Origin of the sequence: Marinobacter flavimaris (assembly GCF_002933295.1) — a bacterium.
Lineage (GTDB): Bacteria > Pseudomonadota > Gammaproteobacteria > Pseudomonadales > Oleiphilaceae > Marinobacter > Marinobacter flavimaris.
Genome location: NZ_PSSW01000001.1, coordinates 333,411 through 349,888 on the forward strand (window position 1 = coordinate 333,411; position 16,478 = coordinate 349,888).

Below are 16,478 nucleotides of genomic sequence, written 5' to 3' on the forward strand. Positions count from 1 at the left end.
CATGATTCCCTACGGTCGGCAGGAGATTTCCCAAGGTGATATAGATGCTGTTGTTGATGTTCTGAAGTCTGATTTTCTCACTCAGGGCCCCATGGTTCCGAAGTTTGAGCGGGTTGTCGCTGACCATGTCGGGGCGAAACATGCTCTGGCCGTAAACAGTGCGACCTCAGCTCTGCATATTGCCTGTCTGGCGCTTGGACTGGGGAAGGACGATTGGCTTTGGACATCGCCCGTAACCTTCGTTGCCTCTGCCAACTGTGGTCTCTACTGTGGCGCTCGGGTCGACTTCGTGGATATTGATCCGCACACCTACAACCTTTGCCCAGTGGCACTCAAAGCGAAGCTCGAGCGGGCCAGGGAGGAAGGTAGGCTTCCCAAGGTGGTGGTGGCAGTGCACCTTTGCGGTCAACCGTGCAACATGCAGGCGATTTCAGAGCTGGCACGAGAGTACGGCTTCAGAGTGATCGAAGACGCCTCCCATGCGATAGGTGGTAAGTACCAGGGCGAGTTCATTGGCAACAGCCGCTACAGCGATATCACCGTCTTCAGTTTCCATCCGGTTAAAATTGTCACCACAGCCGAAGGTGGCATGGCTGTGACCAACGATGATGGCTTAGCCAGGAAGATGGACCTGCTTCGTAGCCACGGTATTACCCGTGACCCGGCATCAATGACCCATGAACCGGATGGCCCATGGTATTACCAGCAGGTTGACCTTGGCTATAACTACCGTATGACAGAGCTCCAGGCGGCACTGGGTGTTAGCCAGATGCAGCGGTTGGACGATTTCGTCGCTCGTCGCCATGAGCTTGCGAAGCGCTATGATCAATTACTGGCGGAGCTCCCGCTGACGCTTCCCTGGCAGCATCCAGATAGCTACAGCGGCCTGCATCTCTATGTAATCCGCCTGCAACTGAATGAAATTGCGCTATCTCATCAAGCAGTCTTCGAAGCACTGAGAGAGCACGGCATCGGGGTGAATTTGCATTACATTCCGGTGCACACACAGCCGCATTACGAAAAGATGGGGTTCCAGGAGAACGATTTCCCTCAAGCCATGGCCTACTACCGCGAGGCCATCAGCATCCCCATGTACCACGGCCTCTCTGACCAGCAGCAGGACCAGGTTGTATCGGTGCTAAAGCAAGTGCTGGGTAAAGCAACATGAAATCTCTGAAACGCGTAGCGATTATTCCTGCCAGGGGCGGTAGCAAGCGAATTCCGCGCAAGAACATTCGGGATTTCTGTGGCAAGCCAATGATTGGGTGGTCTATCGAGGCAGCAAGGGCAAGCGGCTGTTTCGATCGAATCATTGTGTCTACCGATGATCGTGAAATAGCCGAACTCGCAAAGCGGTTTGGGGCCGATGTGCCATTTCTTCGGCCACCGGAGCTCTCAGATGACTACGCTGGGACGGTACCTGTAATCAGGCATGCTGTAGAGTGGCTCCACCAACATGGCGAGCCGGTGGATTACGCCTGCTGCATCTATGCAACGGCTCCGTTTATTTCTCCCGAGGATCTTGAGCGGGCCTGGGATGAGATTTATCGTGAGCGCGCGAGTTACGCCTTCTCTGTGACCAGTTATGGCTTCCCCATTCAGCGTGCTATCCGGATTACTGAAAGTGGCAGGGTAGCTATGTTCCACCCTGAGTACTTCAATACACGATCCCAGGATCTGGAGGAAGCATGGCATGATGCCGGCCAGTTTTACTGGGGTACGGCCCAGGCCTGGCTTGAGGAGCGCCCGATATTCAGCGAAGGTGCTGTGCCGGTCAGGCTTCCGCGCCACAGGGTTCAGGATATCGACACACCCGAGGATTGGACCCGTGCAGAATGGATGTTCAGGGCCATGAAAAGCGCCAGAGTGACCGAATGAATGTGGTTTTCAGGGCTGACGCCTCACTCAGGATCGGTTCAGGACACGTAATGCGTTGTCTGACCCTGGCGGAGGAACTTCGACGCCAGGGTCATCGTTGTGAATTTGTTTGTCGTGATCATGCCGGCCACCTGGGTGAATTTATTGCCAGCAAGGACTTTACGTGTCACCTGCTCGCCAACACAGATGAGCCCGTTGCCAAACCGGCTGAAGCTAACAGTAAAGCCTATTCAGATTGGCTGGGTGTTGATTGGGAAACAGATGCGGAGCAAACGCTTGCTGCGATCGGCGCACTGCAAGTGGATTGGCTGGTCGCCGATCACTATGCATTGGATTCCCGTTGGGAGAAAAGGTTAGCGACTGTCGCCCGACGGGTCATGGTTATTGACGATCTGGCAGATAGAGTTCATGAATGTGACCTTCTGCTTGATCAGAATCTGGGAACTGAGGCGTCTGATTATAGCCATAAGGTTCCGACGCGCTGCAGTAAGCTTATTGGGCCCCGCTTTGCCCTCTTGCGTCCCGAATTTCCCGTGCTCAGGGACAGCGCCCTTAAGCGGCGCGCGAAACCGTCAATAAAGCGAATCCTGATTTCCCTGGGCGGAGTCGACCTTGACAACGTTACAGCAGAAGTGATGCGGGCATTCACTCACAGTTCTTTGCCACTTGATACGGAACTGGATATTGTCTTGGGTGCTGCCGCGCCATACCTGGAAGAAGTGAGAGCGCTGGCTAGAGAACTTCCATTCCGGGCGACGGTCAGTGTTAGCGTGAGTGACATGGCCGAGCGAATGTGCCGTGCGGATATCTCTGTTGGTGCGGCGGGAAGCACATCCTGGGAGCGATGTTGCCTGGGTTTGCCAGCGATTATGGTGGTACTCGCCGAAAATCAGAGAGCTATCGGCAACGCTCTGGCGACAAGTGGCTCTGCGATCCTTTTGGATAAAGATGCTATAGCCGATCAGCTTGGCGGAATCCTGGACGAACTGGTGGGATCGGACGAGCGGTTGCAGAGTCTGGCAGATAATGCGCGGAAAATCTGCGATGGTCGAGGCACTTCACGCCTGGTTTCGGAAATGATCAGGATAAGCAAATCATGAATATAACCATTCTGTGTAGCGATGCTGATCATCCGGTAAATGCCTATCTAGAGGAGTGGATTGATCAGAAACGCAACGACCACACCATTGAATTGGTTCGAAAGCGCAGAGAACTGACCGGCGGGGATATCCTTTTTTTGGTGTCGTGTTCAGAGATTATTCAGGCTGAACACCGTTCGCTTTTCAGTCACACACTGGTGTTGCACGCAAGTGATTTGCCGAGAGGGCGGGGATGGAGCCCACACATCTGGGAGATTGTGCAGGGGGCGGAGCACATTACCCTCAGTCTGCTGGAAGCCGAAGACAAAGTGGATAGTGGGCGAATTTGGTTAAAGCGCTCAATACCTGTGGAAAAGACCGCACTCTGGTATGAGGTGAATGAAAGCCTCTTTCAGGCAGAAATTGAACTCATGGATGAAGCGGTTGAAAACTTTCGTCGGATAGAACCCTACCAGCAAAACAAGGATATCGCCCCCACGTACTATGAGCGCCGCACCCCGGCTGATAGCGAGATTGATCCTTATAGAAGTATTGCGGAACAGTTCGACCTTCTGAGGATTTGCGACCCCGGGCGTTACCCTGCCTGGTTTGAGTACCTGGGTCAGAAATACAAGATTGTTCTGGAGAAAGCAGACCATGAAGACAATTGAGATTGCGGGTCGTCCCATTGGTAATGAATATGAGCCCTACATCATCGCCGAAATGTCTGCCAATCATAACGGCAATATCGAGACTGCGTTTCGGATAATTGAGGAGGCGAAAAAGGCCGGCGCAGATGCGCTGAAAATTCAGACCTATACTCCCGACACTATCACTCTCAATTCGGACCTTCCGGATTTTCAGATAAAGGGTGGTCTTTGGGATGGAAGAACGCTCCATGAGCTCTATGAGTGGGCTCACACACCCTGGGAATGGCACGGGGCACTTTTTGAGCATGCCAAAAAAGTGGGCATTCCGATTTTCAGCTCACCTTTCGATACAACGGCGGTGGATCTGCTCGAAGATCTGAATGCTCCTGCCTATAAGATTGCATCATTTGAAGCAGTGGACCTTCCGCTGATCCGCTATGTGGCAGCCACAGGCAAGCCTATGATCATTTCTACCGGCATGGCGGATGCAGAAGAAATTGAAGAGGCGATTGCCGCCGCCAGGGAAGGCGGGTGTAAAGAGCTGGCAATTCTGCACTGCGTCAGCGGCTATCCCGCTCCAGCCGAAGATTATAATCTCCGCACGATACCGGACATGATTGATCGGTTTGGATTGGTAACGGGTTTGTCCGATCACACGTTAGATAACACCACAGCTATTGCCAGTGTTGTGCTGGGCGCTTCACTTATCGAGAAGCACTTCACCCTGGATCGAAAAGGGGGTGGCCCCGACGACAGTTTCTCTTTGGAGCCAGCGGATCTTGCCGCACTTTGCAGGGGCAGCAAAACGGCATGGGCTGCTCTGGGACGAGTGGATTATGGGCGTAAATCCAGTGAACAAGGAAACGTTCAGTTCAGGCGCTCCCTCTATTTTGTGAAAGATATCCACGAAGGTGAAGTAATCTCTGCTGACGCGATCAGGAGCGTGAGGCCAGGGTACGGTTTGGCGCCGAAGTATGTGAATGAAGTGGTTGGAAAAAAGGCTCGTCAGGAAATAAAAGCGTTTACGGCGGTAAAGCGCGATTTGTTCGAATAAAGGCCGTATCAAACCCGAAAAGGCAATTCAGGCAAGAATATGTGTAGTAGCTTGGTGCCCTGAGTCTTCACTTGACAGCTCAAACACTTTTTCCTGGGGGGGCTGAATGTCTTCATCAGAAAATTTTCTGGTTGATCTAACTGTTGCGCTTATCAGGAAAAAAAAGCTGTTTGTAGCGACTTTTCTGATGGTTCTGTGCATTGGGCTAGGGTATGTGTTACTCACGCCTTCTTCCTATAAATACGTCACTCTCATCAAACTTGCACAGGACGGAGAGGGAACACTTTTGGAATCGAGAGACGACGTTCTTGCAAACATTGAGAGTCGTTGGTTGCCTGAAGTTGCCAGTGCGTTCAAAGATGGCCGAGGATACACGCCGAAATTTAATGTCGACTTTTCTGAAGTTGGTAGGACACACTTTCTTCTGTCGACTGTTGCTCCCTCAAGTGCAGGTGACGGCATTAGATGGTTTCATCAATCTGTGGCAGAAAAACTGGTAGTGAGTCAGGCTGAGTTGGAGCGAATTCTGAGGGAGAAGCTAAAAGCCCAGATTAAAGCAGCGGAGCGGGCGCCTGGCGTCGGTCAGATTGACAATGCCTCTGAGTCCTCAGAATCCTCAGCTATCGAATACCTGATGTCGGTAAGAGGAAGGCTTGAGGGGATTCAATCAGCTGAAGCAAAAGTGATTGCCCAGCGTTCAGACGATCCGATCGGCATTGGTGTTGCTCTCGCTGTTGGTTTGATATTTTTGCAATCGTTCGTTGCGGCCGTTGTTGTGGTGCTGTTCTATTATTTTATTCAGCGAGTTAATGGAGTGATCCGAAACGAGGAAGGCAGGCCTTGAATTGGCGCTGCGGCACTTGATATGAGATCTCGAATTGGCTCTGCGTGGATGCTGTTGCCCCTGGCAGCGGTCTTTTTGGCTTTTGCGTACACAGGCTGGGTATTCGGCAGCTATTCTTGGGGGTATCTGGGGCTCATGGAGGTGTGGATCATAGCCTTTATTGTAGGCTTTGGTCTTGTAGTGACGCTAATCCCTGGTCAGCCGGAGCATGTTGGCAGTTCGCTGGAAGCTTCTGACATTCACTGGGATGCTGTCTTGCTTGTGATAGGAGCCGTGGCAGTTGTCGCGTTTTTTTACGATAGATATTTCCTGAGAGGGATTGAGTATTTCTCAGTTGGGGTAGCAAAGAGCAGGGCGCTGCTCAATCAGGGTGACCATGCGAGTTCTTTCTTCAGCGTATTTGGTAATTTTTTCCTGTTCAGTTTTCTCTTCCCGCTTATTCGCCTTGTTCTCCTTTGGGAAGAAAGAAAGCCGCGTGTCCGTTTTGCCATTGCCGTAATAATACTGCTCGAATTGGCCAGCATCAGCTATTTGATGGGAGGCCGGACGGCTATCCTCCTCACGATCATGGTGTGCCTTGCCAGCTTCGTGGTGCGGCGCTTATTAGGGAAACCCTACCGCCCCTCATTCTTTAGCTATTCCCGATTGTTACTGTTCGCGGTACTCGCAACGATTTCCTTTGGTCTGTTTTTCTGGGTCAGAAGCCAGGCGTTCGGAGATGGAGGCTCTCTTTCCTATTTTCTCAATATTTGTGGGCACCTCACGAAAAACACTTCGCTGGAATGTGATTTCGGTGTTCAAACCGGGCCTTTAAAGGACTTGGCGAATTATCTCCATCTCGTGATTCTGTATGGTGTTCATGGGGCCTGGTTAACTGAGGAAATCATTCAGTCTGGTTGGTCGGGTGGCTGGATTTCCCCTCAGGGGCTGTTTTCTGTCCTTTTCGTAAGATTAGGTGCGGAAGCGCCGGCCTCAGTCTTTGAAGGGTTTTGGGTGCCTGGGCCAGCCTCCCTGTTAAACGACTTGGGGCTTTGGGGCATGTTAAGCTTCGGCGTCGCCGTCGGTGCGATCACAGGGATTGTTGTGGGGTGCCTCAGGACTTCGAGAATTACCTTTGCGGTATACGCGCTGGTCTTTTTGGTCTCGTTCTGGTTCCTTTCGTTTTTGGTCTTCCCAACCAATATCCCCGGTTTCGTGATTTCGATCTGGCTAGGGTTATTTCTATGGTTTGCGCACGTTGTTTTGAAGACTGTTCAATCGCTCATCAGTAAAAGGTATTCATGAAAATAGGGCTTACAAATCTGTTCTCGTTCAGACCCCATGTTGAACACCTCGAGTTTCTCGCGCAGGTGTTGGAGAACGAGGGACATGAGGTTGTATTTCTGACTTGCGATTCGGCCGTAGAAACCTGTTACATCCGAGAATTGCGTGGACGGTCCCGAATTAGGGAATGTGCTCAGTGTATTGTGGGTGGGGTGAGAAGCTATCGATCAAAGGGAGTGACATCGATAGGCAAGGAACGCTCGGATCTTGGCCAGGCTGAGTTGGAGATGCTGGCTTTGTCCAGTTCTGCGACGCTCACGCGGACCGAATCCGAACTTGAATGGGAAGAGCCGGACGTTCGAGAGGTTCGAGATCGCCTCGCGGATCCCATCAGTCAGGTGTACCACAGCGCGCGCAACTGGATTCTCCAAGAGGGTCTTGAAGGTGTCATTTGCTTCAATGGCAGGATGGATTTGCCCCGGGCTGTTACCTACGCTTGCGAACAGCTTGATATACCCTACATCACCCATGAGAGAACCTGGTTCGGGGATGGTATTCAGTTAATTCCCAAAGGCAATTGCCTATCCCTGAGAGCACTCAGTGAGCTGGTCAGAGAGTTTGACAATAAGCCTCTGACTGCTTCGCAGGCGGCATACGCTGGCAAGCTGATCGGTGATCGGTTCCTGCAGCGTAACTCTCTTGAGTGGCGGCTTTACAACAAGAATCCGGAGCCTGCGCCCTGGCCGGTGAAGGCGCCGGGTAAGCGCGTACTAGTGTTGCCCAGCAGCAAGAACGAGTTCGCTGGCCACGATGAGTGGCGCACGGAATGGGCGGACAACACGGAAGCTCTGGATGATTTTTTCGAAGCTTTCAGGATTGATCCTTCTCAGGTGGTGCTGCGCTGTCATCCAAACTGGGCGGAGACAATTGGTCGTGTACAAGGCAGCCGTTCGCTGAACCTCTACACAGAATGGGCAGGCCGGCGGGGAATTCACTGTATTCGCAGTGAGGAGAAAGCAAACACCTACGACCTGATTCAGCAGGCAGATATTGTTGTACTCAATGGTGGCAGTTCCGCGGTGGAAGCGGGAGCCTGCGGTAAGCAGGTGGTATGCTTGGGACCGTCGACCTATCAGGAGGCTGGTTTCGTGCATGTGTTTCGGTCCCGAGAGGAATTGCGTGATGGTAGGGGGGAGTTGAACCTGGATCCGGAATTGGTTCGGCGCAAAACCCTGCGCTTTCTGTATGTCCGCTCCCACCGGTTCCCCCAGTTCGTTCCCTACGTTAAAGCCGTCGAGACTACGAAATACCGGTATTTTAAGGGCGCGAGGGCCGAGGTATTGATTCGAATGCTGAGTGAAGGGCGAATCCGTCCGGACGATCCTGAATTTTCGGAAACTGCAAGCACCGAAGACGGTGTGTTGGCAGCACTGGAACGCGCAGATTGGTCAAGGTTGGCCGATTATCAGGCACCGCTGGAAGTCGGTGTTCCTTTTGAAATTAACAGACGAGCCGGCCTGAAATGGATTGATGGTTTCAGGGCGAAATTTGCCAGAGGAGATCGGGCCGGATGAATCATGGCCAACCCAGGGTGTCCATCGTTATGCCCGCCTTTAATGCCAGCGAGTATATCGAAGCTACAATCGCCTCAGTACTCAGGCAGACCGAACCGGAGTGGGAGCTGATTGTTGTTGATGACTGTTCAACGGACGATACCCGGGACAAAGTCAGCGCCTTCGTCGAATCGGATCCCCGCATTCGCCTGATCGCCCTTGAGAAGAATTTTGGCGGCCCTGCAGGTCCGCGCAATGTTGGCATTCGTTCAGCCAGGGCGGACCTGGTGGCGTTCCTTGATTCCGATGATATCTGGCATCCGGAAAAGCTTAAGATTCAGCTCTCTTCCGTGGAAGATGTAACAAATGCATTTGTTTGCAGCGGCATGGTGGATTTTGCGGACGAGAGCACTCTTCGGTTTGAGCCGATAGGCAGCGTGACAAAGGACAGGATCACCTATTGGAGGCAGTCGGTCAGGGCTCAGATTCCCACTTCCAGCGTGCTTGTTTCAAAGGCACTCCTGCTGAAGACGCCTTTTTGGGAAGATCCCGCTTATAAGGCGGTTGAGGATTACCATTGTTGGCTTCGCATTCTTCAGTTGGTTGACCATTGTGAGAAGCTGAAAGCGCCGCTGCTTTACTACCGGAAAAGCGAGGGACAGATCTCCGGTTCCAAGCTCATGATGATGAAGAAGGTGTTTAGGGTGCACAGGGAGTTTCCCGGGAGGTCTCTGGTTACGGCCTACGTTTACACACTTACCCATGTGTTGGGTGGTTTCTATTTCAGATTTTTGAAGAAAGGTATGTGATATGCGAATTCTGGTAACCGGAGGAGCCGGCTTTCTGGGTTCCCACCTCTGTGAGCGTTTGTTGTCCGAGGGACATGACGTTCTGTGTGTTGATAACTTCTTTACCGGCCGAAAACGCAATATTGCGCACCTGATGCACAACCCCTATTTCGAGGTGATGCGGCACGATGTCACGTTTCCGCTCTACGTAGAGGTGGATCAGATCTACAACCTGGCGTGCCCTGCATCTCCTGTTCATTATCAACACGATCCGGTACAGACAACCAAAACCAGTGTTCATGGTGCAATCAATATGCTGGGGCTGGCGAAGCGTCTGGGGGCGCGTATCTTCCAGGCGTCGACCAGTGAGGTGTATGGCGATCCCGAGGTTCATCCCCAACCGGAGAGTTATTGGGGCAAGGTAAATCCTATTGGGATACGTTCCTGTTACGACGAGGGAAAGCGATGTGCCGAAACGCTGTTTTTTGATTATTTCCGACAGCACAACCTGTCGATCAAGGTTGCCAGGATCTTCAATACCTACGGCCCACGCATGCACCCGAACGATGGTCGAGTGGTGAGTAACTTTGTTGTCCAGGCTCTCAGAGGCGAAGACATAACCATATACGGTGAGGGGCAACAGACCAGGAGTTTTTGCTATTCCGATGATCTCATTGAAGGGTTTGTCCGGCTTATGAACTCACCTGAGGAGCTTACCGGCCCTGTGAATCTCGGGAATCCGAATGAGTTTACCATTCGGGAGTTGGCTGAGACTGTTATTGAACTGACCGGCTCCAGCTCAAGCCTGATTTTCAGGCCTTTACCTGAGGATGACCCAAAGCAAAGGCAACCGGATATCTCACTGGCCAAAACTGAACTTGGTTGGCAGCCGAGCGTGGAGTTGAAGGAAGGGTTGGTGAAGACCATTTCCTACTTTGACGAACTGCTTAAAACCTCGGATATTGATTAGTCCATGGCTGGTGGGAAAAAAATACTGGTTACCGGGGCGTCGGGGTTTATCGGCAAGGAACTGTGCAAGGTCCTGGTGGAGAGGGGCTTTCTGGTAACAGCTCTGGTTCGCTCTGAGAAGCGTTTACCCTGTGCCGGCATTGATTGCCTGGTTCAGGATCTCGACCGCCAGTTCGATGTGGATATTCTTGCCGGTGATTTTGATGCTGTTATTCATCTTGCTGGCAAAGCTCATGGCAGGGGTGGTGCTGGCGACCAGACGCCTGAGACGTTCGAGAGGAGCAACGTTGAGCCGACAAGGCATCTTGCTGAGTGTGCCGCTTCCGGAGGCATTCAACGGTTCATTTACCTGAGTTCGATAGGTGTTCATGGTGATAGCACTTCGGGTTCGCCAATCACAGAACAAAGTGGTGAACGCCCTCACGCCGACTACGCGCGATCAAAGCTTCGAGGGGAAATTGCTTTGAGAGAAAGCCTGTGCGGATCCTCAACAGCTTTTTGTATTATTCGGCCTACCCTTGTCTATGGAGAGAATGCGCCGGGCAATTTTGGCCGGCTTGTGGCTCTGTGCCGAAGAGGTTTGCCACTGCCGTTCCGGAATGTGAATAATCGGCGAAGTATGGTGTCTTTGGATAGTCTGGTTCACTTGATTATTTTGTGTATCGAGCGACCGGAAGCTGAGAACCAGGTATTTGTGGCCGCCGATGAGAACCCGGTTTCCACCGGTGACATAATCCGGAGCCTTCGTACTGGAATGGGCAAGGGAGCTGGCCTTATCCGTGTGCCAGTCGGCGTGTTTCGAGGAATTCTTTCGATTTTCGGTCGGTCGCCTGTGTACCGGCAGCTGTTTGGTGATCTGGAGGTGGATGCATCCAAAGCTGTCAACCTCCTTGGTTGGAAACGGGAGGCTGATACTTTAGGGCGGCTGCAGTTAATCGGAAAAAAGGCGAAGGCGGGCGAATGATTCGCATATTGGATATTATTTTTTCCATCGCTGGGCTGGTTTTCGGGCTGCCTGTTATGGTCGTTCTTTTTGTGGTGGGGCTGTGCGATACAGGTTCGCCACTTTTTGTACAGGAGCGCGTAGGCCGGAACCGAAAGCCGTTTAGGCTCATAAAGTTTCGGACGATGAAAAGATCAGCTGCCTCTGTAGCGACGCACCTGGCAAATGCCTCGGAGATAACCCGTTTTGGACGGTTTTTGCGGAAGACTAAGTTGGACGAATTGCCGCAGTTGTGGAATGTCTTGAAGGGCGAGATGAGCCTTGTTGGGCCGCGCCCATGCTTGTTTAACCAGGAAGAACTGATCAAGGCACGTGAGAAGCGGGGCGTCTTTTCGGTAAGGCCAGGAATTACCGGGCTAGGGCAGGTCACTGACATTGATATGTCGACACCGGAACTGCTTGCTGAAACGGACAGAAAGATGATTGAACACATGTCGGTTCGCACTTACTTTCAGTACATTTTGCAGACTGTGACCGGAAAAGGTTCGGGTGACCGTATCAGGGAGTAGATTTCATGCTTGACGCTTTTTTGGCATTGCCAAGGGTATACAAGAGGATTCTATCGGTTACCTCAGATTTGGTTGCCCTGACGTTTTCGATTTGGGCCGCTTACGCTCTCAGGTTAGAGCAGCAATACTGGCTTCCTGACCAGAAGCAAGCCGTAGTGGCAGCCCTTACCATCCTTTTTACGGTCGCCTTTTTTATAAAATTGGGCCTTTATCGGGCCGTTATTCGTTATTTATCAGACAAAGCCTTCATCACGATTGTATATGGGGTGTTCGCGTCCTGTCTGACTTTCATTGTTCTTGGATACTTGTTCCAGGCATTTGTTCCTCGTTCCGTACCCGTTATTTACGGTGCATTGGCTTTTGTGTTTGTCAGCGGTAGTCGCCTGGGCGTGCGAATGCTCGTAAACCGTCCCTGGGAGAAAGAAAAGGAGTCAGTGGCAATAGTGGGGGCCGGCGAAACGGCCATGCAGCTTGCATCTGCTTTGGCACAGGGAACTGAATACCGACCGACTGCATTCATCACTTTGAATAGTAAGAATCATAAAACGACGGTTAACGGATTGCCGGTAGTAAGCCTGCAATACACTGTCAAGACCATAAAGAAGTATGGTATCCGGAGACTCCTCCTCGCCCTGGATGCAGACTCATCGATTGATCGAAAGGCTTTGATAAGCGAACTTGAAGCGCTCTCGGTACCGGTGCAGACGGTTCCCTCAATGTCAGAGCTGGTTGCGGGACGGGCACGAATAAATGATATCCGCGATCTTGAACTCGAAGATTTGCTGGGGCGAGACCCGGTTCGAACTGAAGCAGAAGTCCTCGCGGCCAGTCTAAATGGAAAATCTGTAATGGTGACCGGCGCTGGTGGATCAATAGGTTCGGAACTGTGTCGTCAAATTATTCACCATAAGCCAAAAACGCTGGTGCTTTTGGAACAGAACGAGTACTCGCTCTATTCCATCGAACGTGAGCTGTCGGCGGTAAATGAGATTGACGATCTGGGTGTGTCGATCTTCCCGATACTGGGAAGTGTAATACATAGGTGCCGATGCGAGGTTGTCATGAAAGCCTTTGCAGTGGAAACGGTCTACCATGCGGCGGCCTATAAACATGTACCACTCGTTGAGCATAACGTTATTGAAGGGGTGCAGAATAATGTCCTTGGGACGTGGAATGTCGCCGAAGCAGCTATTGCGGCTGGTGTTGAAAGATTTGTTCTGATTTCAACTGATAAAGCCGTTCGCCCTACCAACGTAATGGGAGCATCCAAACGTTTAGCTGAGCTGGTATTGCAGGGATTGTCCGAGCGACAGGACGCAACAGTTTTTTCGATGGTCCGGTTTGGAAATGTGCTTGGTTCTTCTGGTTCTGTTGTTCCACTCTTTCGAGACCAGATTCGAGATGGCGGGCCGGTCACGGTTACCCATCCGGATATTATTCGTTATTTCATGACCATCCCTGAGGCGACTCAGCTGGTGTTACAGGCTGGTAGTATGGGAAAGGGGGGAGAGGTTTTCGTTCTGGATATGGGAGAGCCCGTCAGGATTGCTGATCTCGCCAAAAAAATGATCCACCTTATGGGGCTTATAGAGAGAACCGATGATCAGCCTGACGGAGACATACAGATTGTGTTCACCGGTCTTCGCCCCGGTGAAAAACTATTTGAGGAACTGCTGATCGGCAATAATCCGCATGGAACCGATCATCCAAGGATTATGATGGCCAGAGAGAGTTCGATGCCATGGAGCGATTTGAAAGCTGCTTTGAACAGGCTGGCGGATGCAAGCAAGAGGTTCGACTGTGAGGAAGTAGTGAGTATTCTGAAAGAGTGCCCTACTGACTATAAGCCGGTGGAGGCCGAACTGGTCGATCTGATTGCAACTGCTCCCGGGGTGGGCCAAACCGTAAAATCTCTCGGTAATGTTCGTAAAATGCCGATTTGAGTTAAGAAACTGTCTGACATGAAAGTTGGACGTCGATAACAAGGACTGTTAATGATTAATCTGCATCACCACGGCGCCACCTCCGGCGTAACCGGTTCCTGCCACGAATTGACCCTCACTCAAGGGTCTCACGAGAGCGGCATCCTCATAGACTGCGGCCTTTTCCAGGGCCAGGACGAAGGCCGCGGCGCTTCCGCTTCCGATCTCTCCATTGATTTCCCTATCGATCACATCCGGGCTTTAGTGGTCACCCATGTGCATATAGACCATGTGGGGCGCATTCCCTATTTGCTGGCGGCCGGGTTCGACGGTCCTATCATTTGTTCCGAACCCTCGGCCATTATGTTGCCGGAGATCCTGGAAGATGCCCTGAAAATCGGCTTCACCCGTGACCGGCAATTGATTGAGCGGGTTCTGGGGCTGATTCGTTCCCGCCTGGTGCCGGTACCTTATGGCCAGTGGCACTCGGTGTTTGCTGAGGGTGATTGCTCGCTGTCGGTGCGGCTTCAAAGAGCTGGGCATATTCTGGGCTCTGCCTATGTGGAATGCGATGCCCGTGAAGGGGAGACTGAAGAACGGATCGTGTTCAGTGGCGATCTCGGGGCGCCTCATGCTCCATTGTTGCCGGCCCCGCAATCGCCGGAACGGGCGGACCGGCTAGTGATTGAGAGTACTTATGGGGATAAGGACCATGAGGACCGGGAAAGGCGGCGTTACAGGTTGAAGGCGGTACTGGAGCACGCTCTTGAAGATGGTGGAACGGTTTTGGTGCCTGCTTTCAGTATTGGGCGGACGCAGGAATTGCTTTATGAAATTGAAAGTCTGATTCATGAGTTTGGCGGAGAGCTTTGGAATAATCTGGAAATAGTCGTGGATTCCCCGTTGGCGGCAGATTTCACGCGAATATATCGGGATTTAAAACCCTATTGGGATGCCGAGGCCACTGAGTTGGTTAGGCAAGGGCGGCATCCTTTGTCTTTTGAACAGCTGACTGTTATCAATTCCCATGATGAACATCTGAATGCTGTGGATTATTTAGCGCGGTCTCATCGGCCTTGTGTGGTTTTGGCCGGTTCCGGGATGTGTGCCGGCGGCCGCATCGTCAATTATCTCAAAGCAATGTTGGGTGATAGGCGAAATAATGTATTGTTTGTGGGATATCAGGCCGCGGACACTCCTGGGCGTGATATCTTGAATTATGGTCGCAAAGAGGGCTGGGTTCAGTTTGATGGCAATCGATATGACATTCGGGCTCGGATTCATCAGGTAAGTGGATATTCCGCCCATGCGGGGCAATCGGATTTACTTCGATTTATTCAGGGTATTTCCCAAGCCCCGCAAGAAATTCGTATTGTTCACGGGGACGAAGACGCTAAACAGGCATTTAAAAAAGAGCTGGATAGACTTTTATCCTCCGAGGTTTTGATACCACTTGGCAGTTGAACCAATTAGAGAGTTCTCGGAATTAATAACTCTTAAATAAATAAATTTTGCGGTACCCGATTGATTGATTTATTATTCTCGGGACTTTTAGTCAACTCCAATTAAGTTTTTAAAACCCCTATTTGAATAAGGTTTTAATTCCATGGCAAAGATTAACGACTATTACCAGAAAAAACAGCTTATGGAAAAGCTTGCTGCAGAGCTGGAACAGCTTGAAAAAGACCAGGCTCTGAAAGGTGAACTGGAGTTTGAAAACAAGGTTCGCGCCTTGATGAAGGAGTATGACAAGTCACCGAAGGATGTACTTCAGATTCTCTCTGCTATCGATCCGTCAGTGGCCGGCGGCAAGACCGATTCAACGGCTGGCAGCCGCCCGAAGCGCCCGATAAAGACTTACAAGAACCCGCACACCGGTGAAGTGGTCAAAACCCGTGGTGGCAATCACAAGACGCTGAACGAATGGCGTCAGAAGCATGGTAAGGAAGCTGTACAGAGCTGGCAGCAGGACTGATGTCAGCTGGCCCTTCTCCTTTCCGGGAGAGGGGCTGTTAACCCACCACAACCCGATTCCTGCCACCCTCCTTCGCCGCGTACAACGCCTCATCTGCTTTCTGCATCCACTGCATATAGTTCTCAGGCTCTTCCGTTAACTGGGCAATGCCAATGCTGATGGTATACCGGATCGGTGCCACGCTTGTTTCCACAACGCTCTGCTCAATGTTCTCTCGTATCCGTTCGCAGATGATGCGTGCGCCCTCTGCGTCGGTTTCCGGCAGTATGATGCCGAATTCCTCACCGCCGTAGCGCCCAGCGCTGTCGGATTGGCGGATGGCATTGCGGGTGAGACTCGCGGTGTGTTTGATCACTTCGTCCCCGGCCAGATGGCCATGGGTGTCATTAACCGGCTTGAAGTGGTCAATATCAAACATCACTAGGCTGGTGGTGTGGCCGTAGCGGCGGAAGCGTTCGAATTCGGCGTCCACCAGGTTTTCCCAGGTGCCCCGGTTGAGCAAGCCGGTCAGGCGGTCTGTCATGCTCAGTTTGGCCAGCTGTTCGTTGGCTCGTTCCAGGGCCATTTTGCTGCTGGCAATGTCGGTCACGTCGTAGACCATCAGGCATACTTTGTTGACTTCGCCCGTGGTGCCGGAGAGTGGGCTGATGGTGAGATTCTGGAACATGTACTCTTCGGTGCCGGTGATGGGCCGGGTATTGCGGAACTGGAACAGGTAAGGGCGTTGCTCCCAGGAGGTAAACGCTTTGGTGTTAAGCAAGGCCACGGCGTCTACTTTTCGGGTCAGCCAGGCTTGGGGGATATCCGGGAATACATCGAACAATACCTGGCCCTGGATCTTGCTCGCCGTGATGCCGCTGTGGTTTTCCATGAAGCCATTCCAGACTTCGACTTTGAAATCCAGGTCCAGGACTACCAGACCCACTTCCACGGATTCCAGCATGTCCATCAGCCAGTGAAAGGAGTTGGCTTCAGATTCTTCTATGGCCAT

General features: G+C 51.9%; 16 protein-coding genes. 15 read left to right on the forward strand and 1 reads right to left on the reverse strand.

Annotation, left to right across the window (positions count from 1 at the left end; genetic code table 11):
• The first annotated feature begins 1 nt into the window (after position 1).
• From pseC to MDHKLMBL_RS01610, 15 genes are all read left to right on the forward strand, one after another.
• Positions 2-1,168, forward strand: coding sequence for a UDP-4-amino-4,6-dideoxy-N-acetyl-beta-L-altrosamine transaminase (pseC, locus tag MDHKLMBL_RS01540; protein WP_104269968.1), 1,167 nt, complete (start codon positions 2-4; stop codon positions 1,166-1,168).
• Positions 1,165-1,878, forward strand: coding sequence for a pseudaminic acid cytidylyltransferase (pseF, locus tag MDHKLMBL_RS01545; protein ID WP_104269969.1), 714 nt, complete (start codon positions 1,165-1,167; stop codon positions 1,876-1,878). Before pseC ends, pseF begins: the two co-directional genes overlap by 4 nt.
• A gap of 50 nt (positions 1,879-1,928) precedes the next feature.
• On the forward strand, positions 1,929-2,978 hold the full coding sequence (gene pseG / locus MDHKLMBL_RS01550) for a UDP-2,4-diacetamido-2,4,6-trideoxy-beta-L-altropyranose hydrolase (RefSeq protein ID WP_241956155.1): 1,050 nt from the start codon (positions 1,929-1,931) through the stop codon (positions 2,976-2,978).
• Positions 2,975-3,628 (forward strand): formyltransferase family protein, encoded by a 654-nt coding sequence (locus tag MDHKLMBL_RS01555; RefSeq protein ID WP_104269971.1) that lies wholly within the window; start codon positions 2,975-2,977, stop codon positions 3,626-3,628. Before pseG ends, MDHKLMBL_RS01555 begins: the two co-directional genes overlap by 4 nt.
• Positions 3,615-4,661: a pseudaminic acid synthase gene (gene pseI, locus MDHKLMBL_RS01560; protein ID WP_104269972.1), complete on the forward strand. Its 1,047-nt coding sequence runs from the start codon at positions 3,615-3,617 to the stop codon at positions 4,659-4,661. Before MDHKLMBL_RS01555 ends, pseI begins: the two co-directional genes overlap by 14 nt.
• Positions 4,662-4,767: 106 nt before the next feature.
• Entirely contained in the window at positions 4,768-5,505 is a 738-nt protein-coding gene (locus MDHKLMBL_RS01565) for a Wzz/FepE/Etk N-terminal domain-containing protein (protein WP_104269973.1), read from the forward strand.
• Positions 5,506-5,526: 21 nt separating this feature from the next.
• The gene (locus MDHKLMBL_RS01570) at positions 5,527-6,789 is read left to right on the forward strand and encodes a hypothetical protein (protein WP_104269974.1); all 1,263 of its coding nucleotides are present in this window, start codon (positions 5,527-5,529) and stop codon (positions 6,787-6,789) included.
• A 266-nt stretch (positions 6,790-7,055) separates the two neighbouring features.
• Positions 7,056-8,342 (forward strand): capsule biosynthesis protein, encoded by a 1,287-nt coding sequence (locus tag MDHKLMBL_RS01575; RefSeq protein ID WP_241956168.1) that lies wholly within the window; start codon positions 7,056-7,058, stop codon positions 8,340-8,342.
• Complete coding sequence (locus MDHKLMBL_RS01580) at positions 8,339-9,130, forward strand: glycosyltransferase family 2 protein (RefSeq protein ID WP_104269976.1); 792 nt, start codon at positions 8,339-8,341, stop codon at positions 9,128-9,130. Before MDHKLMBL_RS01575 ends, MDHKLMBL_RS01580 begins: the two co-directional genes overlap by 4 nt.
• 1 nt (position 9,131) lies before the next feature.
• The gene (locus MDHKLMBL_RS01585) at positions 9,132-10,079 is read left to right on the forward strand and encodes a UDP-glucuronic acid decarboxylase family protein (RefSeq protein ID WP_104269977.1); all 948 of its coding nucleotides are present in this window, start codon (positions 9,132-9,134) and stop codon (positions 10,077-10,079) included.
• A gap of 3 nt (positions 10,080-10,082) precedes the next feature.
• A complete protein-coding gene (locus MDHKLMBL_RS01590) occupies positions 10,083-11,042 on the forward strand; it encodes an NAD-dependent epimerase/dehydratase family protein (RefSeq protein WP_104269978.1) in 960 nt (319 codons plus the stop codon).
• Positions 11,039-11,590: a sugar transferase gene (locus tag MDHKLMBL_RS01595; RefSeq protein WP_104269979.1), complete on the forward strand. Its 552-nt coding sequence runs from the start codon at positions 11,039-11,041 to the stop codon at positions 11,588-11,590. Before MDHKLMBL_RS01590 ends, MDHKLMBL_RS01595 begins: the two co-directional genes overlap by 4 nt.
• A 5-nt stretch (positions 11,591-11,595) precedes the next feature.
• Positions 11,596-13,533, forward strand: coding sequence for a polysaccharide biosynthesis protein (locus MDHKLMBL_RS01600; protein ID WP_104269980.1), 1,938 nt, complete (start codon positions 11,596-11,598; stop codon positions 13,531-13,533).
• Positions 13,534-13,584: 51 nt separating this feature from the next.
• Positions 13,585-14,976 (forward strand): MBL fold metallo-hydrolase RNA specificity domain-containing protein, encoded by a 1,392-nt coding sequence (locus MDHKLMBL_RS01605; protein WP_104269981.1) that lies wholly within the window; start codon positions 13,585-13,587, stop codon positions 14,974-14,976.
• Between the two features lie 142 nt (positions 14,977-15,118).
• On the forward strand, positions 15,119-15,487 hold the full coding sequence (locus MDHKLMBL_RS01610; protein WP_104269982.1) for a histone-like nucleoid-structuring protein, MvaT/MvaU family: 369 nt from the start codon (positions 15,119-15,121) through the stop codon (positions 15,485-15,487).
• Positions 15,488-15,524: 37 nt separating this feature from the next.
• Here MDHKLMBL_RS01610 and MDHKLMBL_RS01615 read toward each other — a convergent pair whose 3' ends face one another.
• Entirely contained in the window at positions 15,525-16,478 is a 954-nt protein-coding gene (locus MDHKLMBL_RS01615; RefSeq protein WP_104269983.1) for a GGDEF domain-containing protein, read from the reverse strand.

Excerpts from the sequence above, each read along its gene's own strand:
- MDHKLMBL_RS01585 (WP_104269977.1), top strand. The coding sequence starts at position 9,132 with ATGCGAATTCTGGTAACCGGAGGAGCCGGCTTTCTGGGTTCCCACCTC.
- MDHKLMBL_RS01590 (WP_104269978.1), top strand. The coding sequence starts at position 10,083 with ATGGCTGGTGGGAAAAAAATACTGGTTACCGGGGCGTCGGGGTTTATC.
- MDHKLMBL_RS01605 (WP_104269981.1), top strand. The coding sequence starts at position 13,585 with ATGATTAATCTGCATCACCACGGCGCCACCTCCGGCGTAACCGGTTCC.
- MDHKLMBL_RS01565 (WP_104269973.1), top strand. The coding sequence starts at position 4,768 with ATGTCTTCATCAGAAAATTTTCTGGTTGATCTAACTGTTGCGCTTATC.
- MDHKLMBL_RS01615 (WP_104269983.1), bottom strand. The coding sequence starts at position 16,478 with ATGGCCATAGAAGAATCTGAAGCCAACTCCTTTCACTGGCTGATGGAC.
- MDHKLMBL_RS01570 (WP_104269974.1), top strand. The coding sequence starts at position 5,527 with ATGAGATCTCGAATTGGCTCTGCGTGGATGCTGTTGCCCCTGGCAGCG.
- MDHKLMBL_RS01555 (WP_104269971.1), top strand. The coding sequence starts at position 2,975 with ATGAATATAACCATTCTGTGTAGCGATGCTGATCATCCGGTAAATGCC.
- MDHKLMBL_RS01575 (WP_241956168.1), top strand. The coding sequence starts at position 7,056 with ATGCTGGCTTTGTCCAGTTCTGCGACGCTCACGCGGACCGAATCCGAA.
- pseF (WP_104269969.1), top strand. The coding sequence starts at position 1,165 with ATGAAATCTCTGAAACGCGTAGCGATTATTCCTGCCAGGGGCGGTAGC.
- pseG (WP_241956155.1), top strand. The coding sequence starts at position 1,929 with ATGCGTTGTCTGACCCTGGCGGAGGAACTTCGACGCCAGGGTCATCGT.
- MDHKLMBL_RS01610 (WP_104269982.1), top strand. The coding sequence starts at position 15,119 with ATGGCAAAGATTAACGACTATTACCAGAAAAAACAGCTTATGGAAAAG.
- pseC (WP_104269968.1), top strand. The coding sequence starts at position 2 with ATGATTCCCTACGGTCGGCAGGAGATTTCCCAAGGTGATATAGATGCT.
- MDHKLMBL_RS01600 (WP_104269980.1), top strand. The coding sequence starts at position 11,596 with ATGCTTGACGCTTTTTTGGCATTGCCAAGGGTATACAAGAGGATTCTA.
- MDHKLMBL_RS01595 (WP_104269979.1), top strand. The coding sequence starts at position 11,039 with ATGATTCGCATATTGGATATTATTTTTTCCATCGCTGGGCTGGTTTTC.
- pseI (WP_104269972.1), top strand. The coding sequence starts at position 3,615 with ATGAAGACAATTGAGATTGCGGGTCGTCCCATTGGTAATGAATATGAG.
- MDHKLMBL_RS01580 (WP_104269976.1), top strand. The coding sequence starts at position 8,339 with ATGAATCATGGCCAACCCAGGGTGTCCATCGTTATGCCCGCCTTTAAT.